Origin of the sequence: Pseudonocardia petroleophila (assembly GCF_014235185.1) — a bacterium.
GTDB classification, from domain to species: domain Bacteria; phylum Actinomycetota; class Actinomycetes; order Mycobacteriales; family Pseudonocardiaceae; genus Pseudonocardia; species Pseudonocardia petroleophila.
Genome location: NZ_CP060131.1, coordinates 1,618,595 through 1,645,151, shown reverse-complemented (window position 1 = coordinate 1,645,151; position 26,557 = coordinate 1,618,595). Strand labels below are relative to the sequence as shown.

The window sequence follows — 26,557 nt, the reverse complement described above, 5'->3', positions numbered from 1 at the left end:
GTCGTGGCGACGGCGGTCGTCGCGGAGCGTCCCGTCGCTCAGCCGGTGCGGAGCTCGCGGGCGCGGGCGACGAGGGGTTCGAGGATCTCGCGGTTGCGGGCGCGGAGGGTGTCGTCCTGGGCCAGTGTCGACGTGGCTCCGAGGGCGTTCGGGGTGTTGCTGATCAGGGTGCAGGCGCGGATGACGACGGCCCCGACGCGGGCGAAGTCGCAGGCGCCGACGCGGGTGGGGAACTCGGGGAAGGTCGCATCCGGCTCCTGGTTGGCGATGTAGCCGACGGTCTCGTCGGCGCCGGTGACGGTGTTGTCGGTGAACCGCCAGTCGGTGAACCCGGGTGGGATGTCGGTGCGGCAGTCCCCGATGCGGCCGCGGATCTCGCGCATGATCTGGTCGCGGCTGCCGGGGGCGAGGTGGGCGACGGTGACGAACCGGTAGTCGCGGAACCGGCCGGCGGCCATGTCGGTGTCCTCGACGAACCGGACTCCGCTGACCGCGGTGACCCCGGCCTCGGCCGGGGTGGGTGGGTCGGCCTGGACCTCGCAGGCGAAGTAGGTGCGGCTGCGGTCGATCGCGAGCGGGTCGGCGGTCACGCCGTCGATCTCGGGGGTGCCGGGGTCGTCGACGAGCCGGAACCCCGGCGGGGGCGTCTCCGGGTCGGGGAGCAGGTCGGTGACCAGTGCGGCGGCGTCCGGCGCCGACAACCCCTGCTCGGCGCCGTCGCCCGCGGCCGGGGTGGTGCCGGGGCGGGGGAGGAACGCCACCAGGCCGACGACCGCGGCGACGACGGCGACCGCGGCGAGACCGGCCGCCGCGATGACCCGTCCGCGGCGCCGTCCCGCGGCCGGGGGTGACGTCGGGTGGGGCGGCGGTGCGACCCCATGGGGGCCGTGCGCACCGGGACCCGCGGCCGGCGGCGGCGGTGTCGCGGGGGGCGCGGGGGCGAGCCCGGCGAGGCGCCGCGCGGCCGTCGCCTGGTCGGCGACCATCGCGTGCAGGGCGGGTGGGAGCCAGGTGTGGGTGGGTTCGAGCCGGCCCATCGCCTCCCGCAGCTGCGCGATCGTCGGGCGCTGCGCCGGGTGCTTGGCCAGGCAGGCGGCCAGCAGCGGGCGCAGGGCGGGCGGGACGGGGGTGAGGTCGGGGTCGGCGGCCACGACCCGGTAGAGCATCGCCTGGGGGGTGCCGGTCCCGAACGGTGCCTGCCCGCCTGCGGCGTAGGCGAGGACGGCGCCGAGGGCGAACACGTCGGAGGCGGGGGTGAGGGGGAGGTCGTCGAGCTGTTCGGGGGACAGGTACCCCGGGGAGCCGATGACGGCACCGGTCCGGGTCAGCGGGGCCGAGTCGTGCAGGGCGTGGGCGATGCCGAAGTCGATGACGCGTGGGCCGTCGTCGGTGAGCAGGACGTTGCCGGGCTTGAGGTCGCGGTGGATCAGCCCGGCCCGGTGGATCTCCGCCAGCGCGGTGACCAGGCCGACGCCCAGGCGACGCAGCGTGGTCTCCGGGAGCGGGCCGTGCGTGGTGACGGCCTGCTGGAGGCTGGGGCCGGGCACGTAGACCGAGGCCAGCCAGGGGGTGTGGGCGTGCGGGTCGGCGTCGAGGACGGGCGCGGTGTAGGCGCCGGAGACGCGACGGGAGGCGTCGACCTCGCGGGCGAACCGGGCCCGGAACCCGGGGTCGTCGGCGAACCCGGCCAGGACCTGCTTGACCGCGGCGAGGCGGCCGTCGGGGGCGACGCCGAGGAACACCTGCCCCATCCCGCCCGCGCCGATCACCCCGACGAGGCGGTAGGGGCCGATCGTGTGCGGCTCACCCGCCCGCAGCTCCCGCACTCCGACCCCCGACACCGCTCGGCCCCGACCGTGCCCGCACGGCCGGCTGCGACCCGGTGATCGTCGTGATCATGGGGTCGCGCAGGAACAGTAGGACACCGCCCCGGGTCGGGGAGCTAGGCGTCGACCTCCTCGATCGGCGCGCCGTCCGCGGCGCGGAGGACGGACTCGCAGCCCTTCTTCGCCGCGGCCTTGGTCTCGTAGGCCTCGCCGGTGGCCACGACCTGGCCGTTGCTGGCCTTGAGCCGGAACCGGAACTTGCCTGCGCGGTCCTGGTAGACCTCGAACGTGCCGGCCATCACGCCTCCCGATCGACGGTGATCCCTTCCGATGGCGGCAGACCCTAGCGGCGGCCCAGCCCGGACGCAGTTCCTGACGGTGGCGCGCACGGCCGCCCGGGGCGCCCCGATGAGTTCCGGGCGTGGCGGTGGTCTGCCCGGGTGAGCACCTGTGCCACTGCCCGACGGCGGCGCAGGTGACCACGAGGGGCCGGCGGTTCGCCGGCAGGGAGGACTCTTCTCATGGCGATGCACAGCGTCCTGGCTCAGGCCACCGTCAGCGACCTCGCTGCCGCGGAGCGGTGGTACTCGGCGGTGTTCGGCCGGGCGCCCGACGCCCGGCCGATGGGCGGTCTGCTGGAGTGGCACCTGGGCAGCACCTTCGGAGTGCAGGTCTTCGCCGAGCCCGACCGCGCCGGTCGGTCGTCGATCGTGCTGGGCGAGGACGACCTGGACGCGCTGGCCGCCCGGCTGACCGACGCGGGTGTGGCCCACGACGGTCCCCAGCCGGTCACCTCGTCGCGGATCCTCGCCCTCCAGGACCCCGACGGGAACCGGGTCGTGTTCACGGGCGCCTAGAACCTGGGCGCGGGGGGTGCGGCCCGCCGCTCCGGGTGCAACCCGGGCGGTTCGGGACGAGCCGCTGCCCTACGCCAACCCGTACGAGACCTCCGCCGGGGGCGCCCCGCTCGGCGCGCCGCAGCCCTGACCGGACGCCCGTGGTTGGGTCTGCGGCATGAGCGCCGCAGAGCCAGCACCGGGGTACGACGACGACTTCCTCGGTGCCCCGACCGCCGTGCCGATCCCGGCGGACGGGCGCGTGCTGCGGGAGCTGACCTACGTCCACTTCACGGTGCTGCTCGACCCCGCACGGCGACTGGCGGTGGCGACCGGGGTCAACATCGACGGGTCCGCTCTGCGTGACGTCGCGCGCAGCGACGACTGGCGCCTGGACCCCCGGGTCGGGGCGGACGAGCAGGCCGGCCCGGACCTGTACCGGGACAACGACCTCGACCGCGGGCACCTGGTGCGCCGCAGCGATCCGGTCTGGGGTGCGCCTGCGGTCGCGGAGCAGGCCGACCGCGACACGTTCTCCTACGCGAACGCGGCCCCGCAGGCGGCGCAGTTCAACCAGTCCATGGAGCTGTGGCTGGGCCTCGAGGACTACGTGCTGACCCACGCCGACACCTACGACACGAAGCTGAGCGTGTTCACCGCCCCCGTGCTGGCCGACGACGACCCGCGGTACCGGGGCGTGGGGATCCCGCGGCTGTTCTGGAAGGTGGCCGCCTGGTCCGCGCCCGGGCCGGACGGGGAGCCGGGGGTGGCGGCGACGGGCTACGTGCTGGACCAGACCCCGCAGCTCGACGACATCGACTTCTCCGACGTCGGCGAGCCCCCGGCCGCCGACCCCCCGCCGCTGGGCCCGTTCCGCACGTTCCAGGTGCCCGTCGAGGACATCGCCGTCCTCACCGGACTGGACCTGGGCCCGCTCGTGGCCGCCGACCGCTTCGCCGCCCCCGCGCCGGTCGGCGTCGGTCCCCGCGACCGGTGGGTCCCCCTCGGCTCCCTCACCGAGGTCCGGCTGTAGCCGGCGCGAGGTGGTATCAACGAGCCGGTCCCGGCGCACACCCGAGGAGCTGACGTGAGCAACGTGGAGGCCCGCCCGGTCGAGACGGTCTGCGAGGGCGGGCCGACCCGGCCCGCACCGGAGGTGCTGGAACCGCGCCTGGTCCCCCTCGGCGGGGCGCGGGCGGTGCCGGTGCGCCGCACGCTGCCGCAGCGGGAGCGCACGCTGATCGGCGCCTGGTGCTTCCTCGACCACTACGGCCCCGACGAGACGGCCGTGACCGGGGGGTCCTCCATCCCCGGCCACCCGCACACCGGCCTGCAGACGGTGTCGTGGCTGTTCGAGGGCCGGATCGAGCACCGCGACACCACGGGCGCGCACGCCGTGGTGCGCCCCGGCGAGGTGAACCTCATGACGGCGGGCCACGGCATCGCCCACTCCGAGGTGTCCACCGCGGACTCGCGGATCCTGCACGGGGTGCAGCTGTGGGTGGCGCTGCCCGAACCGCACCGCGACGCCCCGCCGGGGTTCGAGAGCCACGTGCCGCGCCCGGTCGTGGGCGACGGCAGCCGCGTCCTGGTGTTCGTGGGCACGCTGGCGGGGGAGTCGTCGCCGGTCACCACGTTCAGCCCACTGGTGGGTGCGGAGATCGGTCTCGACCCGGGTGCGACGCTGCGCCTCGCCGTCGAGCCGGGCTTCGAGCACGGGGTGCTGGTCGACGCCGGTCCGGTGGCGGTGGACGGGCACGAGGTCGGCCGGGGACGGCTGTTGTACCGGCCGCCGGGTTCCGGGGAGCTCGTCCTGGAGGCGACGGGTGACGGGCCCGCCCGCGTCGTGCTGCTGGGCGGGACGCCCTTCGGGGAGCAGATCGTCATGTGGTGGAACTTCGTCGGCCGCACCCACGACGAGGTGGCCGGCTACCGCGCGCAGTGGGAGGCCGAACGGTCCGGTGGGGTCGTCGGGAGCAGGCGCTTCGGCACGTTCCCACCGGCCTGGGCGGACGTGCTCCCGGCCCCGGAGCTGCCGAACGCGCGCCTGAGGCCGCGCGGCTGACCCCTGATCGCTCCGGATCCGGTGTAACCCGGGCGGTTCGGCCGGCGTCGGTGTTCACGAGAGGCCACCGAGGCCGCCGCGAACACCCCTGGAGGATCCGATGTCCGAGTGCTACGACCCCGCCCCGATCGACACCGCCCCGATCGACACCACCCCGATCGACACCACCACCCCCGAGGTCCCGGAGTTCGACGAGAGCAGCGGCTTCGGCTACGTCGACCTCGACGGGGACGGCTACACCGAGACCACCCAGCTCGACACCAACGGTGACGGCACCCTGGACACCGTGCTCGTCGACGTCGACGGCGACTTCTACGACGACGTGGCGGCGTTCGACAACACCCCCGGTGACGGCACGTTCGTCGCCGACGTCGTCGCGCTGGGCTTCGACGCCGACGGCCTGGCGGACGTGATCTTCGACGACACCGACCTGGACGGGGTCTTCGAGACCACCACGCCGGGCGGGGACGAGCCGCTGCCCTACGCCAACCCGTACGAGACCTCCGCCGGGGTCGCTCCGGTCGGCGCCCGGTAGCCCGTCCGGTCAGGCGACGGCGGTCGCCTCCAGCTCGACCAGCTGGCCGGGGACCGCCAACCGGGTCACCCCGAGCATCGTGGTGGTCGGGGCCACCCCGGCGGCGCCCAACCGCGCCGCCAGCACGCCGTAGTGCTGCAGGAGCAGCTCGACGTCGGTGGTGTAGACGGTGAGCCGGACGACGTCCGCGAGCGCCATCCCGGCCGCGCCGAGCACGGCCTCCACGTTGTCGAGGCTCAGCCCCACCTGCGCCGCCATGTCCCCGTCGTGCCGGGGCCTCCCGTCCCCGTCCGTCGCGGTCTGCCCGGAGCAGTACAGCGTCCGGGTCGCCCCGGACACGACCTCGCCCTGGTTGAACCCCAGCTCCACCGACCACGGCACCGGGTTCACGGCCGTCCGTTCCATCGTCACGCTCCCTCGTTCGATCCGTGGGGCGGAGCCTGCCGCTGATAGGTGACATCTCCGGTCACCTATTCCGCTACGGTTCCCGGGTGCGTGCCGACCGGCTGGTGTCGCTGGTGCTGCTGCTGCGCCGGCGCGGCCGCCTGACGGCCGAGACGCTGGCGCGCGAGCTGGAGGTCACCCGCCGCACGGTGCTGCGCGACATCGAGGCGCTCTCGGCGGCCGGGGTCCCGGTCTACGCGGAGCGCGGCCGCTACGGCGGTTTCGTGCTGGCCCCCGGCTTCCGGACCGAGCTGACCGGGCTGAACCACGACGAGGCGCTGGCCCTGCTCGCCGCCGGGACGGCCCGGGGCGAGCAGGTGTTCGGGCTCGGCTCGGCGCTCGCCTCGGCCGTGCGCAAGGTGGTCGACGCCCTGCCCGCGGGCCACCCGGCCGCGGTGGGCGAGGCGGCCGGACGGTTCCTCGTCGAGCCGGAGACCGACCTGCTCGCCCGCCGGACGGTCACCGAGGAGGTCGCTGCCGAGGCGATGGCCGAGGTCCGGCGCGCCGTGTTCGCCGGCCACCGGCTGCGCCTGCACTACGCGCCGGTGGACCGGGAGCCGGGCTGGCGCACCGTCGACCCGATCGGCCTGGTCACCGTCCGGGACCGGGGCTACCTGCTGGCCACGACGTCGGGCGCGGACCGCACCTACCGGCTCTCCCGGATCCTGGCCGCCGAGGAGCTCGACGAACCCGCGCAGCGGCCGGACGGGATCGACCTCGACCGGCTCTGGCGCGAGCGCAGCACGCGGTTCCGGACCGGCGGCGACCAGGTCACCGTGCAGGTCCGGCTGACGGCGGCCCGCCGCGAGGAGCTGGTGGGCACCGCGCTCGCGGTGCTCGCCGAGCACCCCGACGACGAGGGCCGGCTGCACCTGGAGGTGACCTTCCAGGACGCGCGGCACGCCGAGTGGGCGGTGTGGCGGCTCGGTGCGGACGCGGAGGCCCTCACCCCGCCGTCGTTGCGGGCCGCCCTGCGCGACCGCGCCCTCGCGATCGCCGCCCGCTACGACGACTAGTTGTAATGCCCAGGCGGGTTGTTGACCCGGCTGATAGGTGGGAGACCTCCGAGCGCGGTGTGTCCGCGGTGATGGTTGTAGGTGTGTAACCATCCGGGCAAGGCCTGGGCCCGGTCGGTGTTGCTGGTGAACGGGCGTTGGTAGGCCCATTCCTCGAGCATGGTCCGGTTGAACCGTTCGGCTTTGCCGTTGGTCTGGGGTCGGTAACGGCGGGTGAACCGGGCGCTCGCGCCGAGTTCGGCCAGGGCGTCGTGCCAGGCCGCGGAGCGGCGGTAGGCCATGGCGTTGTCGGTCATGACCCGCTCGATCCGGTCGATCCCGTGCTCGGCTAGTGCTGCGGCGGCGCGGCGCAGGAACCCGGCACAGGTGCCGGCTTTCTCGTCGGGGTGGATCTCGGCGTAGGCGATGCGGGTGTGGTCATCGATCGCGGCGTGGACGTAGTCGAACCCGACCCGTGGCCCTGAGCGGGCTCGGCGGTGCACCAAGCTGTCGCGGCCGTGGACTTTCCATCCGCCTCCGTCGCGGAGGCGGCCGAGTTTCTTGACATCGACGTGGACCAGCTCGCCGGGGCGGTCGCGTTCGTAGCGGCGGATCACTGTGTCGGTGGGGCGGTCCATCCAGGCCAGCCGGGACAGCCCGTGCCGGGTCAGCACGGCGTGCACGGTCGAGGCGGGCATGTCCAGCAGCGGCCCGATCCGGGCGGGCCCAAGCTTGCGGGCGCGCCGCAGCTCGATGATCTGGGTTTCGACTTCGGTACCGGTGCGGTGCGGGATCCGGTGGGCGCGGCTGGGTCGGTCGCAGAGCCCGGCGTCGCCTTCGGCGCGATAGCGGGCGACCCATTTGTAGCCGGTCGGGCGGGACACTCCCATCTCGGCGACGACGTGGGCGACGGGCCGACCGGACAGAACCCGGTCGACGAGGAGCTTGCGGCCGTGAACGGTCAGGCGGGCATTACGGTGGGCCATGAGACCTCCGTGCGGGTGTGAGCGTCAGCAACTCCCACCTCGCCCGGAGGTCTCGCCCTGTTCAAGCCGCCACGCCGTCAACAACGCACATGGGCACTACAACTAGTGCCCCGGGCCGCGCACGGACCGGCCGGTCACCGGGCCGAGGGTGCGTGACGGGCGGCGGGCAGGTCGGTCCCCGGGCACCCGGGAGGGTCGACCGGCGTCCGGGCCGTCGAGGTGCGGCAGAGCAGGGCGAGCTCGGTGCGGTTGCGGCAGCCGGTGCGGGCGAGGGCCTGGGTCACGTACTTCTTCACGGTGTCGACGCTCAGGAACGTGCGGCGGGCGATCGCCGCGTTGGTGCACCCCTCGCCGACGAGCAGGGCGATCTCGCGCAGCCGCGGGGTCAGGCCGTCGAGGGCGGTCGTCGGCCGGTCGCGGAGCGGGAGTCGGCGGGAGACCGCCGAGATCTGCCGGACGACCAGCTCCAGTCCGGCGAGGTCGCCGTCGTCGAGGTGCTCGGGCCGCTCGGAGAACAGGCCGACGACGCCGCGCCTGCCGTCGGCCAGGTCGAGGTCGAGGGCGCAGACGAACCGCACGCCCTCCCGCAGGAGGAAGTCGGTGACGTAGCTCCGTGCGGGACCCGACAGGTGCTGCGGGTCGAGCCGGGACAGCGCGCTCACCCCGCACCGGCGGATGCCGGCCAGCGAGTCGGCCACGAACATGACGTCGGAGCGCCACCAGCGCTCGCGGTACTCGTCGATGATCGCGGCGGTGCGCCCGTTGAGCACCGGGTCGGGGTCGGCGGCGGTGCTGGTGAAGGTGGTGGCGCAGAAGAACGCGGAGTCGACGATGCCGTAGACGGAGCCGAGTCCCTCCAGGAGCTCCTCCCGGAGGGACTCGACGGACGCGGCGTCGACGCACCGGTCCACGAGCCGGAACGCCCGCGCGTAGTCGGCGACGGTCAGCGTCGCGGCCGGTGTCGTGTGTCGGGGCATCGCACCTCCAGCACGTGCTGCGCTCCGCGAACCTGCTGCTCAGTAGGGGTTCAGCTCGGGTGCAGGGTACCCGTTGTCGAGGCAGAACCGGAGGTAGCGATCGGCGAAGGTCCGGGCGGTCTCGATGCCGACGATCTCCCCGTCCGCCCCGAGGAAGTGGATGGGGCCCTCGACGTAGATGAACATCTCGATGTCCTCGGCCGGGTCGGCGACGAGGGTGTGCTGGCTGTTGGCGACCTCGTACACGAAGTCCCCGGGGCCCGACACCCAGTCGTGCTCGGCGTAGCTCCACCGCCCCCGCAGGGTGTAGGCCAGCACGCGGCCGAAGTGGTCGTGCACGCCGAGCTGCGCTCCCGCCTCGGCCCGCAGCATCACCGCGGTCTCGTTCCGCGCCACGTCGGCGGTGAAGACCTTCAGGTGCACCTCGTCGCTGTACGGGGTGAACGGGTGCCAGTGCCGGGAGTCCGCCGCGAAGTGCGACGGTTCGGTGGTGAGGTCCGGGAGCGTGCCGGTCATCTGAACTCCTTCGTCCGGGAGACCTCACGGTAGGTCGGCCCGAACGGCCCGGGTCAGTGCACCAAAGGGGGTGTTCTGCTCAGTGCCCCGACATCCCGGCGTCGACGGCGAGGGTGCTCCCGGTGACGTAGCTCGAGGCCGGCGCGGCCAGGAAGACCACCGCCGAGTCGAGCTCCTGCTGCTCGCCGAGACGGCCCAGGGGGCTGCGGCTCGCGACGAACGCCGAGAGCTGCTCGGCCGGGATCTCCGCGGTCATCTCGCTGGCGAAGTAGCCGGGGGCGATCGCGTTGACCCGGATCCCGCGGCGCCCGGCCCACTGCTGGGACAGGTCGCGGGTGAGCCCGATCAGCCCGGCCTTGGTCGCGGCGTAGGCGGCCTGCGGGGCGTAGGAGGCGACGAGCCCGAGCGTGCTGGAGATGTTGACGATGCTGGACCCGGGCTCCATCACGCGGGCGCAGGCCTGCGCCATCCAGTACGCGCCCTCGAGGTTGACGGCGACGACGCGCCGGAACTGCTCGGGCGTCTCCTTGAGCGCCGGGACCGCCGTGCCGAGACCCGCGTTGTTGACCAGGACGTCGACCCGGCCGACCGCCTCGACCGCCGCCGCGGTGGCGGCGAGCTGGTCGGCGCGGCGCGCGGCGAGCACGAGGTCGGCGCCGGCGTGGGCCAGCGCGACCGCGAAGCCGGCCCCGAGGCCGGAGCTGGCCCCGGTGACGACGGCGACGCGGCCGTCGAGGCGGAACCGGTCGAGGACGGGGTTGGTCACGGCTGTCCTTTCGAGGGGTGGGGGTCTCCCAGGGCGCGCAGGCCGGCGGCGGCGAGCGGGGCCGTCGCCTCTCCGACGGTGGCGAAGCCGTCGCCGCGGGTGTCCCCGCGCTCGTGGCGCTGGTGGATCCCCTCGGCGATGACCGCGATCTTGAAGTAGGCCAGGGCCAGGTGGAAGCCGAGGTCGGTGAGGTCGCGCCCGGAGGCTCGCGCGTAGCGCTCGGCGAGGTCGGCGACCGGGGGCATCCGGTCGCTGGTGGACGCGGCCGCGCCGCCGAGGATCGGGGCGAAGGCCGGGTCGCGGTAGGCCAGGTGGACCCCGAGGTCGGCGAGCGGGTCCCCCAGGGTCGACATCTCCCAGTCGACGACCGCCCGGATCCGGGCGGGGTCGTCGGGGTCGAGGATGGTGTTGTCGATGCGGAAGTCGCCGTGGACGATCGCGGTGCCGCTCTCGTCCGGGCAGGCGGCGTCGAGGCGGGCGTGCAGGGTCTCCACGTCGGGCACCTCCCGGGTGCGGACGCGTTCCCACTGCCCGTACCAGCGCCGGACCTGGCGGCGCAGGAAGCCCTCGGCCCGCCCGAAGTCGGCGAGCCCGACGGACGCGGGATCGACCGCGTGCAGGGCGGCGAGCGTGTCGACGAGCCCGAGGGCGCAGCGGTGCACGTCGGCGTCGGCCAGCGCGGCGAGCTCGGACTCGTCGGCGATCACCGACCCCGCGACGAACCCGACGACGGCGAACGGCACCCCGATCACGGACTCGTCGGCGAGGGCGACCGCGGGGGCGACCGGGACGTCGCTGGCGCCGAGCGCGGCGACGACGCGGTACTCGCGCGCCATGTCGTGCGCCGACGGGGTGAGGGTGCCGAGCGGGGGCCGCCGCAGGACCCAGGTGCTGACGCCGTCGGTGAGCCGGTAGGTCAGGTTGGACCGGCCCCCGGTCATCAGCTCGGCGCGCAGGCCACCCGCGTAGCCGGGGACGTGCTCGGCCAGGAAGCGGTCGAGGGCGGGCAGGTCGAGGCCCTCGACGGTCGCCGCGCTCACGCCGGCACCGGGGCGGGGGCGGGGGCGGTGTGGCGGCCCACCACCCGCCGGGCGATCGACCAGCGATGGGTCTCCGACGGCCCGTCGTAGATCCGGAACGGGCGGACCTCGCGCAGGAACCGGCCGAGCAGGATGTCGCCGGAGACACCGAGCGACCCGCACAGCTGCAGGGACCTGTCGACGACCCGCCACACCGCCTCCGCCGTGAACGTCTTGGCGATCGACACCGACTGCGACCCCGACCGCCCCTGGTCCAGCTCCCAGCAGGCCTGCAGGATCAGCCCGCGCGCGGCGGCGATGTCGATCTCGTTGTCGGCGATCATCTGCTGCGCCATGCCGAGGTCGGCCAGCCGCGACCCGAACACCCGGCGCCCGGCCGCGCGGGCGACGGCGATGTCCTGCGCGCGGCGGGCGATGCCCAGCCAGCGCATGCAGTGCGTCATCCGGGCCGGGCCCAGCCGCACCTGGGCGTAGCGGTAGCCGAGGTCGACCTCGCCCAGCACGGCCTCGTCGGGCACGACGCAGTCCGCGAACTCCATCTCGAGGTGGCCGCCGTAGAGGCTCTCGTCGAGCGTCGGGATGTGCCGGCCGACGTGCATGCCGGGGTTGTCGGCGTCGACGAGGAACATCGTGGCGCCGCCGCGCTCACCCGGCTCGCCCGCGGTGCGCGCCATGCAGATCGCGAACCCGGCCCCGTCGGCGCCGGTGATGAACCACTTGCGCCCGTCGATCCGCCACCCGCCGGCGACCCGCACCGCCCGGGTGGTCAGCGCGTCCGGGTCGGAGCCGGCCCCCGGGGCGGGTTCGGTCATCGCGAAGCAGGACCGGACGTCGCCCGCGGCGAGCGGGGCGAGGTAGCGCTGCTTCTGGTCGGCGGTGGCGACCGCCTCCAGCAGGTGCATGTTGCCCTCGTCCGGGGCGGCGATGTTGAGGGCGAGCGGGCCGAGCAGCGAGTAGCCGGCCTCCTCGAAGACCGCGGCGCGGCCGACCATGTCGAGGCCGTGGCCGCCGAACTCGGCGGAGACGTGCGGGGCGAAGACCCCCGCTTCCCGGGCACCCGCCTGCAGCTCGGCGCGCACGGCCTCGGACGGCACGACGCCGTCGTGGGCGACCTCGACGGGGACCACGGCCTCCCGGACGAACGCGGCCGTGCGGGCGGCGAGATCGGCCACCGCGGGGTCGGGAGCGAGATCGATCGGCATGGGGATCCCTTCGGCTAATGAGTGTTAGCCGTTCGATCGGACCACTGATCGGCGGTAGGAGCAAGGTTGTGCCGTCTCCGTCACACCCGGAGCTAGCGTAGATTCGCACGGTGACCGAGACAGCGAGGACGGTGCGCGCCGCCGAGATCCGGGCCGCCGCGCTCGACCTGTTCACCCGCCTCGGCTACGAGGCCACCACGATGGCCGACATCGGCGCGGCCGTCGGCATCCGGGGACCGAGCCTCTACAAGCACGTCGCGTCCAAGCAGGAGCTGCTGGCGAGCCTGATGACGGCGACGATGGACGACCTGCTGGCGGCCCACCGCGTCGCCGTGACCGGCACCGACGACCCGGTGGAGCGGCTGCGCCGCGCCACCGACGCGCACGTGCGCTTCCACGCCCGTCACCGGCGCGAGGCGTTCGTCGGCAACCGGGAGCTGCGCGGGCTCGTCGAGCCGCACCGGGCCGCGGTGCTCGCCCGCCGGGCCGAGTACGAGCAGTGCTTCCGGCGGCTCGTCGAGGACGGCGTCGCGGCCGGGGTCTTCCGCGTCGCGTCGGCGCAGCTCGCCTCCTACGCGATCCTCGACCTGGGGATGGGCGTCGCGGTGTGGTTCCGCGAGGACGCCGGCCCCACCGAGAACGAGGTCGCGTGGCAGTACACCGAGTTCGCGATGGGGATCGTCAAGGCCGGGTGAGCAGGCCCCACCGGGTCGCCAGCCGGGCCGCCGCGACGCGGTTGGGGCAGCCGGTCCGGGCCAGCACGTGCTCGACGTGCGTCGCCACGGTGCGGGGCGCGACGCCGAGCGCCCGCGCGATCTCGGCGTTGGTGCGGCCGCGGGACAGGGCGTCGAGGACCTGGAGCTCGCGCGGCGTCAGGCCGCGGGGCGCGTCCACCTCGCGGTGCAGGACGACCACCCCCGACGGGCCGCCCTGCAGGTCGACCGCCTGCACCCGCCCGTCCACCAGCACGTGCAGCGTCCCCGTGGGGGCCGGGTCGCCGGCGAGCACCGCGGCCACGAGGCGGAGCAGCGGGGACCCGGGCGCGACGAGATCGGGCCGGGCGCCCGGCGAGAGCGCGGTGACCGGCCCCGACGCGGGCACCAGCAGCCCCTCCGCGTCCCCGGACGCGAGCGCGCTCGTGCGGGCGACCGCCGACGGCAGCGGGTCGAGGGCCGCGCCCAGGTCCGCGGCGAGGAGGTCGAGGATCGCGACGACGTCGTCGTCGGGGTGGCGGGGGTCGAGCGTGCTGGCGTTGAGCACGCCGACGTAGCGGCCGTCGGCGGCGAAGAGGCAGAGGGTGAGGCCGTCGCGGAAGCCGAGGGGGTCGATCAGCGTCTCGAACAGCTCGCCGCGCCGCTGCCGCCGGGGCAGGTCCCGCACCCGGACCGGTACCCGGGTGCGCCGGACGTCGGCGAACAGCGGGTCGGCGTGCATCCGGTCGTCGATCACGGCCACCGCCGCGGCGGGGTAGGTGGCGGCGAGCGTGACGTGCCGGCGCGCGACCGGGTCCCACCGCGACAGTGCGGCGCAGTCGGCGGGGACGACGGCGTGCAGCGCCTCGAGGGCGGCCGCCGCGGCCCCCGGCGTGCGGGCGCCGGCGTGGCGCAGGAAGGTCCGCAGCTCCCTGGCCGCGGTCGGCGGGCTCACCGGCGCCACGCTACGCACCGGCACGAGCCGCTGACCAGGGTCATCGGTCGGTCGACCGATGACGGGACCGGTGCGCGGCCGTAGCGTCCGCGCACCCCACCCAGAGGAGGACGCGATGCGCGTCGACGAGTACGCAGACCGGGACGCGACGGAGCTGGCCGCGCTGATCCGCTCCGGCGAGGTCACGGCCGCGGAGGTGCAGGACGCGGCGGCCGCCGCCATCGACGCGGTGGCGCCGGCGTTGAACGCGCTGGTCCAGCCGCGGTTCGCCGAGCCACTCGCGCACGACGCCGACGGGCCGTTCGGTGGCGTCCCGTTCGCGATCAAGGACCTGATCCTGCACGCCGAGGGGGTCGTGCAGCGGGCCGGGACGCGGCTGCTGGGCGACGGCGTGCCGATGCCGTCCGACACGCACCTGATGGCCCGGTTCCGGCGGGCCGGGCTCGCCACCGCCGCGGTCACCGCGACGCCCGAGCTCGGGTTCAACGCGAGCACCGAGTCGGTGGCGACCGGCGCCGTGCACAACCCGTGGGACGTCAGCCGCAGCCCGGGCGGGTCCAGCGGGGGCTCGGGCGCGCTGGTCGCGGCGCGCGGCGTGCCGGTCGCGCACGCCAACGACGGCGGCGGCTCGATCCGGATCCCCGCCGCGGCGTGCGGGCTGGTCGGGCTCAAGCCCAGCCGCGGCCGCACCTCGCCCGGTCCCGACTACGCCGACCCGCTGCTGGGCCTGGGCGTCGAGTTCGCGTTGACCCGCACCGTGCGCGACTGCGCCGGGCTGCTCGACGCGGTCCACGGGGCGGAGCCGGGTGACCGCTACCTGCTCCCCGACCCCGCCCGGCCGTTCGTCGACGAGGTGGCGGCGGGCAGCCGTCCGCTGCGGATCGCGCTGTGCACGACCCCGCTGTCCGGCACCGGCGTCACCGACCCGCAGTGCGTCGCCGCGGTCGAGGCCGTCGCGCGGGTGCTGGAGGGGATGGGCCACACCGTGGAGGAGGCCTCGCCCGGCGTCGACCCCGCGACGTTCGACGACGCCAACCTGGTCGCCTGGACCAGCTTCCTCGCCGACGCCGTCGACGGGCTGGCGGCGCTGCTGGGCGTCGTGCCCGGCCCCGAGCACCTGGAGGCGACGTCCCTGGCCTGTGTCGAGCACGGCCGCACGCTGACGGCCGGTGACCTCTACGCCGCCGACCGCGTGTTCAACGCCGCCACCCGCACCGTCGCGGCGTTCCACCGGACCCACGACCTGCTGCTCACCCCGACCACGAACGCGCCGAACACCGTGCTCGGCCACCTCGACGCCGACGACGCGTCCCTCGGCGCGCGGGGCTGGTACGACCGCATCTTCGCGAGCGCGGGGTTCACCGCGCTGGCCAACGTGACCGGCAACCCGGCGGTCTCGCTGCCGCTCGGCCGGTCCGTGGAGGGCTGGCCGATCGGGGTGCAGCTGATGGCGCCGTACGCGGCGGAGTCGACGCTGCTCGCGCTGGCCGGCGACCTGGAGCGGGCGCTGCCGTGGGCCGCGCACCGGCCCGCGGTGGTGGCCGGCTGACCCGTCCGGGGCGCCGGGTCAGCCGCTGATCCGGTGCCCCATCCGGTCCTGCTTGGTGCGCAGGTACCGCACGTTGTGCGGGTTCTCCGCCGACGGCAGCGCCACCCGGCCGACGACCTGGAGCCCGTGGCCGTCGAGGCCGCCGTACTTGGCCGGGTTGTTGGTGATCAGGCGCAGCCGGCGGACGCCGAGGTCGGCGAGGATCCGGGCGCCCGTCCCGTAGCTGCGGGAGTCGACGGGCAGGCCCTGGGCGGTGTTGGCGTCGACGGTGTCGAGCCCCTGCTCCTGCAGCGCGTACGCCCGGATCTTGTGCGCCAGGCCGATGCCGCGGCCCTCGTGGCCGCGCAGGTAGACCACGGCACCGCAGCCCTCGTCGGCGATCGCCCGCAGGGCCTGCTCGAGCTGGGCGCCGCAGTCGCAGCGCAGCGACCCGAGTATGTCGCCGGTGAGGCACTCGCTGTGCACCCGGACCAGCGCCCCGCGGTCGGAGTTCCCGGCCTCGGCGAGGTCGCCGAGCACCAGCGCGAGGTGCTCGGTGCCGTCGAGGGTGGAGCGGTAGGCGACGGCGCGGAAGTCGCCGAACACCGTCGGCATCGAGGAGGTGGCGACGTGCTCGACCAGCCGCTCGGTCGCGCGCCGGTACCGGACGAGGTCGGCGATGGCGAGCACCGGGAGGCCGTGCTCGGCGGCGAACGCGCGGAGCGGCGCGCCGCGGGACATCGACCCGTCCGGCGCGACGATCTCCCCGATGACGGCGACCGGCTCCTGCCCGGCCAGCCGCAGGAGGTCCACGGCGGCCTCGGTGTGCCCGGCCCGGACGAGGACGCCGCCGTCGCGGGCGCGCAGCGGGAAGACGTGACCGGGCCGGCGCAGGTCGTGGTGCGCGGTCGCGGGGTCGGCGAGGGCGCGCAGCGTCCGGGCCCGGTCGGCGGCGGAGACCCCGGTGCCCGCGTCGACGTGGTCGACGGTGACGGTGAAGGCGGTGCCGTGGGCGTCGGCGTTGTCGGCGACCATCTGCGGCAGCCGCAGCAGCTCCGCGCGTTCGGCCGTCATCGGGGCGCAGAGGATGCCGGTGGTGTGCCGGACGACGAACGCGACCTGCTCGGGCGTGACGGTCGCGGCGGCCACGACGAGGTCGCCCTCGTCCTCCCGGTCCGCGTCGTCGACGACGACGACCATGCCGCCCGCGGCGAGCGCCGCCACGGCGTGCTGGACGGCGCGCGTCGGGGGCAGGGCGACCGGTTCGTCCGACATCGGGACTCCTCGTGGGTGGGGTGAGCCCGGACGCTACGAGCCGCCGGGCGTGCGGACTATCCGTGCGCCGCGCCGTTGTATCCGTTGCGCGGCGGGGTGGACACAGGCCTGCGATCTGCGGATAGCGCGGGCCGGACCGGGCTCCCTAGCGTCGGGGGCATGGACGAGGTGGTGCAGGAGCAGGTCGTCGGGCCGGCCCGGATGCGGGACGTGCTGGGGCACTTCGCGAGCGGCGTCGTGGTGGTGACGGCGGCCGGGCCCGACGGGCCGGTCGGGTTCACCTGCCAGTCGTTCTCGTCGCTGTCGCTGGACCCGCCGCTGGTCAGCTTCGCGCCCGCGCGGACGTCGTCGACGTGGCCGCGGATCCGCGAGGTCGGCCGGTTCTGCGTGAACGTGCTCGCCGACCACCACGAGGACCTGTCGAACGCGTTCGCCCGCTCCGGCACCGACAAGTTCGCCGGGGTCGCCTGGGCCGCGGGGCCGTCCGGGTCACCCGTCCTCGACGGCGCGTGCGCCTGGATCGACTGCTCCCTGTCCGACGAGCACGACGGCGGCGACCACACGATCGTCGTCGGGCGGGTGCACCACCTCGGCGCCGACGGCAGCCGGCTCCCGCTGCTGTTCCACCGCGGGGCGTACGGGATCGGTCAGACCGGCCGCGGGACCGGGCGGGAGGGGCCGCCGGCCCGGTAGAGACCGCTGGGCAGGGCGTGGCCGACGGCCCGCTCCACCACCGCGGCGGCCTCCAGGACCCGGCCGAGGTCGAGCCCGGTGCTGTACCCCGACTCCTCGAGCAGGTAGACGACCTCCTCGGTGGCGATGTTGCCGCTCGCGCCCGGCGCGAACGGGCAGCCGCCCAGCCCGCCGACCGCCGCGTCGATCTGCGTGACGCCGATCTGCACCGCGGCCAGCACGCACGCGATCCCGGAGCCGCGCGTGTCGTGCAGGTGCACCCCGACCTCGACGCCCGGGCAGGCGGCCCGCACGGCCTCCACCAGCTCGACGACGCGACCGGGCACCGTCGTGCCGATGGTGTCGCCCAGGCAGATCCGGTCGGCCCCGAGCTCCACGGCCCGGCGGGCGACCTCCACCGTGCGCGCGACGGGCGTGCGGCCGTCGAACGGGCAGTCCCAGGCCACGGCGATGATCGCCTCGCACTCCCCGCCCGCGTCGTGGGCGAGCCGCGCGATGTCGGCCGTGGCCGCGACGGCCTCGTCGGAGGTGCGGCGGGCGTTCGCGAGGCTGTGCCCGTCGGAGGCGGAGATGACGTACTCGAGGTGCGGCAGCCCGGCGGCGACGGCGCGCCGGGCCCCGCCGTAGCCCGCGACCAGTGCGGAGAACCGCAGCTCGGGCCAGCGGCCCAGCTCGGCGACGACCTGCTCGGCGTCGGCGAGCGCGGGCACCGCGGTGGGGGAGACGAACGAGGTGACCTCGACGCGGCGCACCCCGGTGCGGGACACGGCGTCGAGGATCTCCAGCTTCGTCGCGAGCGGGACGGGGGCCTCCAGCTGCAGGCCGTCGCGCAGGCCCACCTCGCGGAGGTCGACGGGCGTGGTCATGGCTCTCCTTCAGACGATCCGGTCGGCCCCGAGCTGCTTCAGCTCGTCCTCGCCGAGCCCGAGCAGGCCGGTGTAGACCTCGGTGTTGTGCGTGCCCGGGCGGGGCGGGCCCGCCCACCGCACGGACCCGGGGGTGCGGTCGAGCCGGGGGACCACACCGGGCCCCAGCACGTCGCGGCCGATGGCCTCGTCGTGGTGCGGGACGAGCATGTCGCGCGCCAGGAACTGGGGGTCCAGCACGACGTCGGCGACCGTGTTGACCGGGCCGACGACGACCCCGGCCGCCTCCAGCAGCGCGGTCAGCGCGTCGGCGTCGTGGCCGGCGGCCCAGTCGCCGACGATCGCGTCGATCTCGTCCTGGTTGCGGCCCCGGGCGGTGTGGGTGGCGAACCGCGGGTCGGTGGCCAGCTCGGGCTGCTCCATCGCGGTGCACAGCCGGGCGAAGACGGTGTCCTGGTTGGCCGCGATGATCAGCCAGCGGTCGTCGGCGCAGCGGTAGAGGTTCGACGGGGCGAGCCCCTCCAGCCGGGTGCCGCCCGGGCCGCGGACGTGCCCGGTCGCGGAGTAGTCCGGGATCGTCGACTCCAGCATCGCCAGGCAGGACTCGGCCAGCGAGACGTCCACGACCTGCCCGGGCCCGCCGTCGCGCTCCCGGGCGAACAGCGCGGTCAGCACGCCCTGCGCCGCGAACATGCCGGCGAGGGAGTCGCCGAGCGACAGCGCCGCGCGGGGCGGCGGCTCGTCGGGGAAGCCGTTGAGGTGGCGCATGCCGCCGACCGCCTCCGCGACCGACGCGTAGCCGGGGCGCCTGCTGTGCGGGCCGGTCTGCCCGTAGCCCGACACCCGGGCCAGCACGATCCGCGGGTTGCGCGCGGACAGGACGTCCGGGCCGATGCCCCAGCGCTCCAGCGTGCCGGGGCGGAAGCTCTCCAGCACCACGTCCGCGGTGCCGACGAGGTCGAGGAACAGCTCGCGGCCCCGCTCGCTGCGCAGGTCCAGGGTGATGCAGCGCTTGTTGCGGGCGTGCACGGTCCAGAAGAAGTGGTGGCCGTCGACCTCGGCCTGGCCCCAGTCGCGCAGCGGGTCGGGCCGGTCGGGGGCCTCGATCTTGATCACGTCGGCGCCCTGGTCGGCGAGCAGCCGCCCGCAGAACGGCCCGGCGATCAGGGTGCCGAGCTCCAGTACGCGGACGCCGTCGAGTGCGGGGTTCACGGGTCGACCCTAGGAACGGCGGCGGCGCCGCGCTATCCGGTGGCGGCCGGGGAGTATCCGCGCAGGGTCTCCCGCGGCAGCTCGCCGAAGCGTTCGCGGTACTGCTGGGCGAAGCGGCTCTGGTGCAGGAACCCCCACCGGACGGCGACGTCGGTGACGCGGACCAGCGACGGGTCGCTGCGCTGCAGCTCGGTGCGGACGTGGTCGAGCCGGATCCGGCGCAGGTAGCTCATCGGCGACTCGCCCAGCGCCTGCTGGAACGTCGCGTGCAGCGTCCGCACGCTCATGCAGCCCACCCGGGCCAGCTCCTGCGGGGTGAGCGGCTCGTCGGCGTGCTGCTCCATGTACTCCAGCACCGGGGCGAGCCGGCCGTGCCGGAGCGGCTCGGCCGGGGCGTGCAGGTCGTCGGTGAACTGGTGGCGGCCGGCGTGCAGCAGCTGCGTCATCACGAACGCCTCGAGCTGCTCGCGAGCCAGCGGCATCTCGGCCAGCCCGCCCGGCCGGTCGAGCTCGCGGGCCAGGAACTCCACCGACGCCAGCAGCGTGCTGCCCTGCGGGCTGCCCAGGTCGAGGCCGAAGTCGAAGTCGACCACGTCGTGCACGCGGCGGCCCAGCAGGTCGCCCAGGTGCCCCTCCAGGCCGGTGCGGGGGATCTTCAGGATCAGCTGCTCCGCGTCGGGCGACCAGCGCACGGTGTTGCGCTGGTGCGGGGACAGGACGAGCCCGCTGCGCCGGGCGTGCGTGGTGGCCCGCCCGCCGTCGCTGCGGTCGGCGTCGGTGCGGCCGCTCAGCGTCAGGTTGACGTGGTAGCAGTCCTCGGTCGGGGGCATGACGAGCTTCGCCGACGCCCCGTAGGCCAGGTACCCGAGCGTGAAGTGGCGGTCGGACACGGCGTTGAGCGTCATGTGCATGGTCTCGCTCGGCGCGGTCAGCTCGTGGTCGAGGTAGACCCGGGTGACGGCGTCGCGGGCCTCGTCCAGGCTCGTCGTGCCCAGCACCGGGAACCGCGACAGGTCGGGTGTGGCCTCCATCCCGTCTCGACACCTCCTCGTGTCAGTCCCTGCACCCGAGAGTAGGGACCCCGGCGGCGCTCGACCAGCCGCTGAGCGCGGTACACGACTGCGCTCAGCGGATCGAGCCGCGCCGTCGCGGGATATCGGTGTCCTCGGTCACGTCCCTAGCGTCGCCGTCACGCAGACCCGACGAGGGAGAGGGCGATGACGCCACCCGCACAGCTCGAGGAGCTCAAGCTCTTCATCCACGGGAAGTCCGTCGACGCACGGTCCGGCCGGACGTTCGAGTCCCAGAACCCCTACACCGGCACGGCGTGGGCCCGGCTGGCCGACGGCGGGCCGGAGGACGTCGACGACGCCGTCGCGTCGAGCCGCGCCGCGTTCGACGGCGAGTGGGGCGCCATGACGGGCTTCCAGCGCGCCGCGGTCATCCGGAAGGTCGGCGACGCGATCGCGGCCAACGCCGAGCGGCTGGCCCGCCTGGAGGTCAACGACTCGGGCAAGCTCTACCGCGAGATGATCGGGCAGCTCACCGCGCTGCCGAACTGGTACTACTACTTCTCCGGGCTGGCCGACAAGATCGAGGGCCGCACCGTCCCGCCGGTGAACCCCAACTACTTCGGGTTCACCACGCGCGAGCCGGTCGGGGTCGTCGGGGCGATCACCCCGTGGAACTCCCCGCTGCTGCTGCTCACGTTCAAGCTCGCCCCCGCGCTGGCCGCGGGCTGCACGATGGTCGTCAAGCCGTCGGAGCACGCGCCCGCCTCGACCGTCGCGTTCGCCGAGATCCTGCACGCGGCCGGGCTGCCCGCGGGCGTGCTCAACGTCGTCACCGGGAGGGACCGCTCCACCGGCGAGGCGCTGGCGACCCACCAGGGCGTCGACAAGATCGCGTTCACCGGGTCGTCGGCGACGGGGGCGAAGGTCGCGCAGGCCGCGGTGGCCAACTTCAACCGGGTCACCCTCGAGCTGGGCGGCAAGAGCCCGCAGATCGTGTTCCCCGACGCCGACCTCGACGCCGCGGCCAACGGGCTGATCGCGGGCGTGTTCGCCGCGACCGGGCAGACCTGCATGGCCGGCTCCCGGCTGATCGTGCACGCCGACGTGCACGACGCGCTGATCGAGAAGGTCGTGGCCAGGGCGAACTCGATCAAGCTCGGCGACCCCAACGAGGCCGAGACCGAGATGGGCCCCGTCGCGAACCGCCCGCAGTACGACAAGGTGCTCGGCTACCTGCAGGGCGCCGCGGCCGAGGGTGCGACGTTCGCCTGCGGCGGCGAGCCCGACGCCGAGCGCGGCGGGCTGTTCGTGAAGCCGACGGTCGTCACCGGCGTCGGCCCGGAAAACACCATCGTCCGCGAGGAGGTGTTCGGGCCGGTGCTGGCCGCCTACACCTTCACCGACGAGGCCGAGGCCCTCAAGCTCGCCAACGACACCCCCTACGGCCTGGCCGGATCGGTCTGGACGAAGGACGTGCACCGCGCCCACCGGGTCGCCGCGAAGCTGCGCGCCGGCACCGTCTGGATCAACGCCTACCGCGTGATCGCCCCCAACATGCCCTTCGGCGGCTTCGGTGCCAGCGGCATCGGCCGCGAGAACGGCGTGGACGCGATCCAGGAGTACACGGAGAACAAGTCGATCTTCGTGGAGCTCACCGGTGGCACCCGCGACCCCTTCCAGCTCGGCTGAACCGACCAGAGGAGAAGACGATGACCGTCACGGCCAACGAGCGCCTCGGCCTCGCCCCCACCGACCCCCGCCCGCCCGCGGAGACGCGGCCCGCGGCCGACCGCACCGAGACCAACCCGCTGTTCGGCGACCAGAAGATGAAGCTGGGCCTGTTCGGCAGCAACTGCTCCTACGGGCTGATCATGAGCCACGCACCGAGCAGCTACGAGATCACCTGGGAGCACACGAAGGAGATCGCGCAGCGCGCCGACCGGCTCGGCTTCGACGTGCTCGTCCCCGTCGCCCGCTGGAAGGGCTTCGGCGGATCGACGAACTTCAACGGCAACTGCTTCGAGACCTACACCTGGGCCGCCGGCGTCGCCGAGGCCACCGAGCGGATCGCCGTCGCGGCCACCAGCCACCTGCCCACGATGCACCCGATCGTCGCCGCCAAGCAGGCCACCACGGTCGACCGGATCTCCGGGGGGCGCTTCGCGCTGAACATGGTCATGGGCTGGGTGCCGCCGGAGATGGAGATGTTCGGCTCCGAGCAGCGCGAGCACGACGAGCGCTACGCCTACGGCCAGGAGTGGCTCGACTTCGTCAACAAGCTGTGGACCGAGGAGGGCACGTTCGCGATCCACTCGAAGTACTTCGACGCCGAGCTGCTCGAGGCCTACCCGAAGCCGCACCAGGGCCCGCGCCCCGCGCTGATCAACGCGGGCAACTCGCCGTCGGGCATCGAGTTCTCCGCGCGCAACGTCGACTTCAACTTCGCCTCGCTCGACACGCTGGAGAACATCAAGGGCTACACGACCAAGCTCAAGGCGAAGGCGCGCGAGGAGTACCAGCGCGAGATCCACGCCATGACCTACGGCCTCGTGGTGTGCCGTGACACCGAGGAGGAGGCGAAGCGCGCGTTCCAGCAGGTCGTCGACGAGGGCGACTGGGGTGCGGCGGGCAACGTCATCAAGATCGCCGGGTCCGGCGCGAGCCAGTCGTTCGACCACGCCGTCAAGGAGATGCAGGAGCGCTTCATCGCCGGCTGGGGCGGCTACCCGATCGTCGGCACCCCGGAGCAGGTCACCGAGGAGCTGGGCCGGCTCAACGAGGCGGGCATGGAGGGCATGATCTTCGGGCTCATCGACTACAACGAGGAGCTCAAGTACTTCGGCGAGGAGGTCATGCCGCTGCTGAAGCAGGCCGGTCTGCGTCACTGAGGAGGTCCGGCGACGGTCCCCGATTACCGCCCGCGACGGATCCGTGCCACGGTGGAGAGCAACGATCTCCACCGCCCCAGCCCCCGGCGGCCATCCGCACGGCTCCGCGCCGTGCGCGAACGGACGGACGGACGGCATGACCAGCTGGACCCGGGCGCGGCCCGGCGACGTGCAGGACACCGGGTGAGCCGGGTCGACCGGGAGGAGCAGGTCGGCCGGGCCTTCGTCGCGCTGGCCGACAGCCTGGTCGACGACTACGACGTCGTCGACCTGCTCGGCCGGCTGGTGGGCCACTGCGTGGACCTGCTGGCGGCGGACGCGGCCGGCCTGCTCCTCGCCGACGCGCGCCACGAGCTGCGCGTGGTGGCCGCCTCCAGCGAGGACGCCACCACGATGGAGCTGCTGGCCCTGCAGGCCGACGAGGGACCGTGCCTGGAGTGCTACCGCTCCGCCCGGCAGGTCCGCGTCCCCGACCTGGCCGACCGGACGGTGGTCTGGCCCGCGTACACCGCGGCCGTCGAGCGGTCCGGGGCGTTCCGGTCGGTGCACGCGCTCCCGCTGCGCCTGCGCGGGGAGGCCGTCGGCGTGCTGGCCCTGTTCCACCGGATCCCCGGCCCGCTCCCGGAGCCGGACCTGGTCCTGGGGCAGGCCCTCGCCGACGTCGCGACGATCGGGATCCTGTCCGAGCGGGCGATCCGGCGCGGCGCGGTCCTCAACGAGCAGCTGCAGTCGGCGCTGGACAGCCGGGTGGTCATCGAGCAGGCCAAGGGGGTCGTCGCCCAGCGCACGGGGCTGGCGATGGACGAGGCCTTCACGCTGCTGCGCGGGTACGCCCGGGGCAGCAACACGCGCCTGGCGGAGGTGTCGCGCCGGATCGTGGACCGGGAGCTCGACCCGGCCGGGCTCCCGGCGGCCCGCCCGGCGCCCCGGACCCGCTGAGAGCGCCGGGAACGGAACGCCGACAGCCCCGACCGGCGGAACCGGTCGGGGCTGTCGGCGGATCAGACCTGCGCGATCAGGAGAGGTCGTAGCGGTCGAGCTGCATGACCTTGTCCCACGCCGCGACGAAGTCGTGGACGAACTTCTCCCCGCCGTCGTCGCTCGCGTACACCTCGGCGATGGCCCGCAGCTCGGAGTTCGAGCCGAAGACCAGGTCGGCGCGGGTACCCGTCCACTTCACGGCGCCACTGGCGTCGCGACCCTCGAACGAGTCCTCGTCACCGCCGACCGACGACCACTGCGTGCCCATGTCGAGCAGGTTGGTAAAGAAGTCGTTGGTCAGGGTGCCCGGCCGGTCGGTCAGGACGCCCGCGGTGGACCCACCGGTGTTCGCGCCCAGCACGCGCAGGCCGCCCACCAGGACGGTCATCTGCGGCGCGCTGAGGCTGAGCAGGTTCGCCCGGTCGACGAGCAGGTACTCGGCCGGCAGGCGGTGGCCCTTGCCGCGGTAGTTGCGGAACCCGTCGGACGTCGGCTCCAGGTAGGAGAACGAGTCGACGTCGGTCTGCTCCTGCGTGGCGTCCTTCCGGCCCGGGGTGAAGGGGACGGCCACGTCGTGGCCGGCGTCCTTCGCCGCCTTCTCCACGGCCGCGACGCCGCCGAGGACGACGAGGTCGGCGAAGGAGACCTCCTTGCCGAAGGAGGACTGGATGCCCTCCAGGGTCCGGATGACCTGGGCGAGCTCGTCGGGGTCGTTGGCCTCCCAGCCCACCTGCGGCTGCAGGCGGATGCGGCCGCCGTTGGCGCCACCGCGCTTGTCGCTGATCCGGAACGTCGAGGCCGAGGCCCACGCGGCCGACACCAGCTGCGCGACGGTGAGGCCCGAGTCCAGGATCGACGCCTTGAGGGTGGCGACGTCGGAGTCGGACAGGGTGTAGTCGCCCCGGGCGGGGATCGGGTCCTGCCAGAGCAGCTCCTCCTGCGGCACGAGCGGGCCGAGGTAGCGCTGGATCGGGCCCATGTCGCGGTGGGTCAGCTTGTACCAGGCGCGGGCGAACGCGTCGGCGAACTGGTCCGGGTTCTCCAGGAACCGCCGCGAGATGGGCTCGTAGATCGGGTCCACGCGCAGGGCGACGTCGCTGACCAGCATCGTCGGGTAGCGGTTGAGCTCGCCGGTCTCCGGGTCGGGGATGGTGTTGGCGCCGGCGCCGTCCTTCGGCCGGAACTGCCACGCGCCCGCGGGGCTCTTCTCCAGCTCCCACTCGTAGGCGAACAGGTTCTCGAAGTACTTGTTCGTCCACTTGGTGGGCTCGGAGGTCCAGGTGACCTCCAGGCCGGAGGTGATGACGCTGCGGCCCTTGCCGTCGTTGAAGCCCTGCTTCCAGCCGAAGCCCTGCTGCTCGATCGGGGCGCCCTCGGGCTCGGGGCCGACGAACTGGTCGGGGTCGGCCGCGCCGTGGGTCTTGCCGAAGGTGTGGCCGCCGGCGATCAGCGCGACGGTCTCCTCGTCGTTCATGGCCATCCTGCCGAACGTCTCGCGGATGTCGCGGGCCGAGGCCAGCGGGTCCGGGTTGGCGTTCGGGCCCTCCGGGTTGACGTAGATCAGACCCATCTGGACGGCGCCGAGGGGCTTCTCCAGCTCGCGGTCACCGGTGTAGCGCTCGTCGCCGAGCCAGGTGCGCTCCGGGCCCCAGTAGACGTCCTCGTCGGGCTCCCACACGTCGGCGCGGCCGCCGGCGAAGCCGAAGGTGGTGAAGCCCATCGTCTCCAGCGCGCGGTTGCCCGCGAAGACCATGAGGTCGGCCCAGGAGATCTTGTTGCCGTACTTCTTCTTGATCGGCCACAGCAGGCGGCGCGCCTTGTCCAGGTTGCCGTTGTCCGGCCAGCTGTTCAGCGGGGCGAAGCGCTGCATGCCGGCCCCGGCGCCGCCGCGGCCGTCCTCGACCCGGTAGGTGCCGGCGCTGTGCCACGCCATGCGGATCATGAAGCCGCCGTAGTGACCGAAGTCGGCGGGCCACCAGTCCTGCGAGTCCGTCATGAGCGCGTCGACGTCGGCGGTGAGCGCGTCGAGGTCGAGGCTGGCGAACGCCGCGGAGTAGTCGAACTCCCCGCCGAACGGGTCGGACGCGGGCTGGTGCTTGCGCAGGATCTTCAGGTTGAGCTGGTTCGGCCACCAGTCGGTGTTGCTGGCGCTCTCGGTCGGGTGCCCCATGCGACCGGCGTGGACGGGGCAGCCGCCGGCCTGCTCGGTGTTCATGTCGGCTTCGACGGTCTCGTGATCAGCGGAGAGCTGGTCGTCAGTCACGGG

Annotated in this window: 26 protein-coding genes; 11 read left to right on the top strand and 15 right to left on the bottom strand. The window is 74.1% G+C overall.

The features are described from left to right. Positions 1 to 38: 38 nt before the first annotated feature. Positions 39 to 1,841, bottom strand: a complete 1,803-nt coding sequence (locus H6H00_RS31795; protein ID WP_255425641.1) for a serine/threonine-protein kinase — start codon at positions 1,839 to 1,841, stop codon at positions 39 to 41. 101 nt (positions 1,842 to 1,942) lie between these two features. Beyond that, entirely contained in the window at positions 1,943 to 2,125 is a 183-nt protein-coding gene (locus H6H00_RS08290; RefSeq protein ID WP_185720725.1) for a YegP family protein, read from the bottom strand. A gap of 222 nt (positions 2,126 to 2,347) precedes the next feature. On the opposite strand from H6H00_RS08290, the gene H6H00_RS08285 reads away from it, so the two are divergent. The 4 genes from H6H00_RS08285 to H6H00_RS08270 all read left to right on the top strand — a co-directional run bounded on the left by H6H00_RS08285 (position 2,348) and on the right by H6H00_RS08270 (position 5,262). Continuing rightward, a complete protein-coding gene (locus H6H00_RS08285) occupies positions 2,348 to 2,683 on the top strand; it encodes a VOC family protein (protein ID WP_185720724.1) in 336 nt (111 codons plus the stop codon). A gap of 157 nt (positions 2,684 to 2,840) precedes the next feature. Next, positions 2,841 to 3,695, top strand: a complete 855-nt coding sequence (locus tag H6H00_RS08280; RefSeq protein ID WP_185720723.1) for a DNA/RNA non-specific endonuclease — start codon at positions 2,841 to 2,843, stop codon at positions 3,693 to 3,695. Positions 3,696 to 3,749: 54 nt separating this feature from the next. Then, positions 3,750 to 4,727 carry a pirin family protein gene (locus H6H00_RS08275; protein WP_185720722.1) on the top strand — a complete coding sequence of 326 codons (978 nt, stop codon included), beginning with the start codon at positions 3,750 to 3,752 and terminating at the stop codon, positions 4,725 to 4,727. A gap of 100 nt (positions 4,728 to 4,827) precedes the next feature. After that, positions 4,828 to 5,262: a hypothetical protein gene (locus H6H00_RS08270; RefSeq protein WP_185720721.1), complete on the top strand. Its 435-nt coding sequence runs from the start codon at positions 4,828 to 4,830 to the stop codon at positions 5,260 to 5,262. A gap of 9 nt (positions 5,263 to 5,271) precedes the next feature. On the opposite strand, the gene H6H00_RS08265 is transcribed toward H6H00_RS08270, so the two are convergent. After that, a complete protein-coding gene (locus H6H00_RS08265; RefSeq protein WP_185722258.1) occupies positions 5,272 to 5,667 on the bottom strand; it encodes a RidA family protein in 396 nt (131 codons plus the stop codon). A gap of 86 nt (positions 5,668 to 5,753) precedes the next feature. Here H6H00_RS08265 and H6H00_RS08260 point away from each other — a divergent pair, with 86 nt between their 5' ends. Beyond that, complete coding sequence (locus tag H6H00_RS08260; RefSeq protein WP_185720720.1) at positions 5,754 to 6,722, top strand: helix-turn-helix transcriptional regulator; 969 nt, start codon at positions 5,754 to 5,756, stop codon at positions 6,720 to 6,722. Here H6H00_RS08260 and H6H00_RS08255 read toward each other — a convergent pair. The 6 genes from H6H00_RS08255 to H6H00_RS08230 all read right to left on the bottom strand — a co-directional run bounded on the left by H6H00_RS08255 (position 6,719) and on the right by H6H00_RS08230 (position 12,188). Further along, positions 6,719 to 7,687, bottom strand: coding sequence for an IS481 family transposase (locus H6H00_RS08255; RefSeq protein ID WP_185720719.1), 969 nt, complete (start codon positions 7,685 to 7,687; stop codon positions 6,719 to 6,721). The two genes, H6H00_RS08260 and H6H00_RS08255, sit on opposite strands and share 4 nt — an antisense overlap. Before the next feature lie 134 nt (positions 7,688 to 7,821). After that, entirely contained in the window at positions 7,822 to 8,664 is an 843-nt protein-coding gene (locus H6H00_RS08250) for a response regulator transcription factor (RefSeq protein WP_185720718.1), read from the bottom strand. A 39-nt stretch (positions 8,665 to 8,703) separates the two neighbouring features. After that, complete coding sequence (locus H6H00_RS08245; protein WP_185720717.1) at positions 8,704 to 9,180, bottom strand: 2,4'-dihydroxyacetophenone dioxygenase family protein; 477 nt, start codon at positions 9,178 to 9,180, stop codon at positions 8,704 to 8,706. 79 nt (positions 9,181 to 9,259) lie between these two features. Beyond that, positions 9,260 to 9,946, bottom strand: a complete 687-nt coding sequence (locus tag H6H00_RS08240) for an SDR family NAD(P)-dependent oxidoreductase (protein ID WP_185720716.1) — start codon at positions 9,944 to 9,946, stop codon at positions 9,260 to 9,262. Next, positions 9,943 to 10,986 (bottom strand): phosphotransferase family protein, encoded by a 1,044-nt coding sequence (locus H6H00_RS08235; protein ID WP_255425640.1) that lies wholly within the window; start codon positions 10,984 to 10,986, stop codon positions 9,943 to 9,945. Before H6H00_RS08235 ends, H6H00_RS08240 begins: the two co-directional genes overlap by 4 nt. Beyond that, the gene (locus tag H6H00_RS08230) at positions 10,983 to 12,188 is read right to left on the bottom strand and encodes an acyl-CoA dehydrogenase family protein (RefSeq protein ID WP_185720715.1); all 1,206 of its coding nucleotides are present in this window, start codon (positions 12,186 to 12,188) and stop codon (positions 10,983 to 10,985) included. Before H6H00_RS08230 ends, H6H00_RS08235 begins: the two co-directional genes overlap by 4 nt. 110 nt (positions 12,189 to 12,298) lie before the next feature. Here H6H00_RS08230 and H6H00_RS08225 point away from each other — a divergent pair, with 110 nt between their 5' ends. Next, on the top strand, positions 12,299 to 12,883 hold the full coding sequence (locus tag H6H00_RS08225) for a TetR/AcrR family transcriptional regulator (protein ID WP_255425639.1): 585 nt from the start codon (positions 12,299 to 12,301) through the stop codon (positions 12,881 to 12,883). Here H6H00_RS08225 and H6H00_RS08220 read toward each other — a convergent pair. Continuing rightward, entirely contained in the window at positions 12,870 to 13,835 is a 966-nt protein-coding gene (locus H6H00_RS08220) for a helix-turn-helix domain-containing protein (protein ID WP_185720714.1), read from the bottom strand. The two genes, H6H00_RS08225 and H6H00_RS08220, sit on opposite strands and share 14 nt — an antisense overlap. A gap of 115 nt (positions 13,836 to 13,950) precedes the next feature. Between H6H00_RS08220 and H6H00_RS08215 the strand changes: the two genes are divergently transcribed. Beyond that, a complete protein-coding gene (locus H6H00_RS08215) occupies positions 13,951 to 15,384 on the top strand; it encodes an amidase (protein WP_185720713.1) in 1,434 nt (477 codons plus the stop codon). Between the two features lie 18 nt (positions 15,385 to 15,402). Here H6H00_RS08215 and H6H00_RS08210 read toward each other — a convergent pair whose 3' ends face one another. Then, entirely contained in the window at positions 15,403 to 16,638 is a 1,236-nt protein-coding gene (locus tag H6H00_RS08210; protein WP_185720712.1) for a bifunctional 3,4-dihydroxy-2-butanone-4-phosphate synthase/GTP cyclohydrolase II, read from the bottom strand. A 159-nt stretch (positions 16,639 to 16,797) separates the two neighbouring features. Between H6H00_RS08210 and H6H00_RS08205 the strand changes: the two genes are divergently transcribed. After that, positions 16,798 to 17,331: a flavin reductase family protein gene (locus H6H00_RS08205; protein WP_221775829.1), complete on the top strand. Its 534-nt coding sequence runs from the start codon at positions 16,798 to 16,800 to the stop codon at positions 17,329 to 17,331. Here H6H00_RS08205 and H6H00_RS08200 read toward each other — a convergent pair. The 3 genes from H6H00_RS08200 to H6H00_RS08190 are packed head-to-tail and all read right to left on the bottom strand — an operon-like array spanning position 17,286 to position 20,440. Next, positions 17,286 to 18,197 carry a hydroxymethylglutaryl-CoA lyase gene (locus H6H00_RS08200; RefSeq protein WP_185720711.1) on the bottom strand — a complete coding sequence of 304 codons (912 nt, stop codon included), beginning with the start codon at positions 18,195 to 18,197 and terminating at the stop codon, positions 17,286 to 17,288. The genes H6H00_RS08205 and H6H00_RS08200 overlap by 46 nt on opposite strands. 9 nt (positions 18,198 to 18,206) lie before the next feature. Next, on the bottom strand, positions 18,207 to 19,409 hold the full coding sequence (locus tag H6H00_RS08195) for a CaiB/BaiF CoA transferase family protein (protein WP_185720710.1): 1,203 nt from the start codon (positions 19,407 to 19,409) through the stop codon (positions 18,207 to 18,209). A 32-nt stretch (positions 19,410 to 19,441) separates the two neighbouring features. Continuing rightward, positions 19,442 to 20,440 carry an AraC-like ligand-binding domain-containing protein gene (locus H6H00_RS08190; RefSeq protein WP_185720709.1) on the bottom strand — a complete coding sequence of 333 codons (999 nt, stop codon included), beginning with the start codon at positions 20,438 to 20,440 and terminating at the stop codon, positions 19,442 to 19,444. Positions 20,441 to 20,626: 186 nt separating this feature from the next. Between H6H00_RS08190 and H6H00_RS08185 the strand changes: the two genes are divergently transcribed. From H6H00_RS08185 to H6H00_RS08175, 3 genes are all read left to right on the top strand, one after another. After that, complete coding sequence (locus H6H00_RS08185) at positions 20,627 to 22,111, top strand: aldehyde dehydrogenase (protein ID WP_185720708.1); 1,485 nt, start codon at positions 20,627 to 20,629, stop codon at positions 22,109 to 22,111. Positions 22,112 to 22,131: 20 nt separating this feature from the next. After that, the gene (locus tag H6H00_RS08180) at positions 22,132 to 23,310 is read left to right on the top strand and encodes an LLM class flavin-dependent oxidoreductase (RefSeq protein WP_185720707.1); all 1,179 of its coding nucleotides are present in this window, start codon (positions 22,132 to 22,134) and stop codon (positions 23,308 to 23,310) included. Positions 23,311 to 23,493: 183 nt separating this feature from the next. Then, positions 23,494 to 24,249 (top strand): GAF and ANTAR domain-containing protein, encoded by a 756-nt coding sequence (locus H6H00_RS08175; protein WP_185720706.1) that lies wholly within the window; start codon positions 23,494 to 23,496, stop codon positions 24,247 to 24,249. Between the two features lie 76 nt (positions 24,250 to 24,325). On the opposite strand, the gene katG is transcribed toward H6H00_RS08175, so the two are convergent. Then, entirely contained in the window at positions 24,326 to 26,506 is a 2,181-nt protein-coding gene (katG, locus tag H6H00_RS08170) for a catalase/peroxidase HPI (RefSeq protein ID WP_185722254.1), read from the bottom strand. Positions 26,507 to 26,557: the final 51 nt, after the last annotated feature.

Coding starts and splice junctions, on each gene's coding strand:
- H6H00_RS08200 (WP_185720711.1), bottom strand. CDS start 18,197: ATGACCACGCCCGTCGACCTCCGCGAGGTGGGCCTGCGCGACGGCCTG.
- H6H00_RS08290 (WP_185720725.1), bottom strand. CDS start 2,125: ATGGCCGGCACGTTCGAGGTCTACCAGGACCGCGCAGGCAAGTTCCGG.
- H6H00_RS08250 (WP_185720718.1), bottom strand. CDS start 8,664: ATGCCCCGACACACGACACCGGCCGCGACGCTGACCGTCGCCGACTAC.
- H6H00_RS08185 (WP_185720708.1), top strand. CDS start 20,627: ATGACGCCACCCGCACAGCTCGAGGAGCTCAAGCTCTTCATCCACGGG.
- H6H00_RS08245 (WP_185720717.1), bottom strand. CDS start 9,180: ATGACCGGCACGCTCCCGGACCTCACCACCGAACCGTCGCACTTCGCG.
- H6H00_RS08205 (WP_221775829.1), top strand. CDS start 16,798: ATGGACGAGGTGGTGCAGGAGCAGGTCGTCGGGCCGGCCCGGATGCGG.
- katG (WP_185722254.1), bottom strand. CDS start 26,506: ATGAACACCGAGCAGGCCGGCGGCTGCCCCGTCCACGCCGGTCGCATG.
- H6H00_RS08265 (WP_185722258.1), bottom strand. CDS start 5,667: ATGGAACGGACGGCCGTGAACCCGGTGCCGTGGTCGGTGGAGCTGGGG.
- H6H00_RS08285 (WP_185720724.1), top strand. CDS start 2,348: ATGGCGATGCACAGCGTCCTGGCTCAGGCCACCGTCAGCGACCTCGCT.
- H6H00_RS08255 (WP_185720719.1), bottom strand. CDS start 7,687: ATGGCCCACCGTAATGCCCGCCTGACCGTTCACGGCCGCAAGCTCCTC.
- H6H00_RS08180 (WP_185720707.1), top strand. CDS start 22,132: ATGACCGTCACGGCCAACGAGCGCCTCGGCCTCGCCCCCACCGACCCC.
- H6H00_RS08210 (WP_185720712.1), bottom strand. CDS start 16,638: ATGTCGGACGAACCGGTCGCCCTGCCCCCGACGCGCGCCGTCCAGCAC.
- H6H00_RS08230 (WP_185720715.1), bottom strand. CDS start 12,188: ATGCCGATCGATCTCGCTCCCGACCCCGCGGTGGCCGATCTCGCCGCC.
- H6H00_RS08270 (WP_185720721.1), top strand. CDS start 4,828: ATGTCCGAGTGCTACGACCCCGCCCCGATCGACACCGCCCCGATCGAC.
- H6H00_RS08190 (WP_185720709.1), bottom strand. CDS start 20,440: ATGGAGGCCACACCCGACCTGTCGCGGTTCCCGGTGCTGGGCACGACG.
- H6H00_RS08215 (WP_185720713.1), top strand. CDS start 13,951: ATGCGCGTCGACGAGTACGCAGACCGGGACGCGACGGAGCTGGCCGCG.
- H6H00_RS08280 (WP_185720723.1), top strand. CDS start 2,841: ATGAGCGCCGCAGAGCCAGCACCGGGGTACGACGACGACTTCCTCGGT.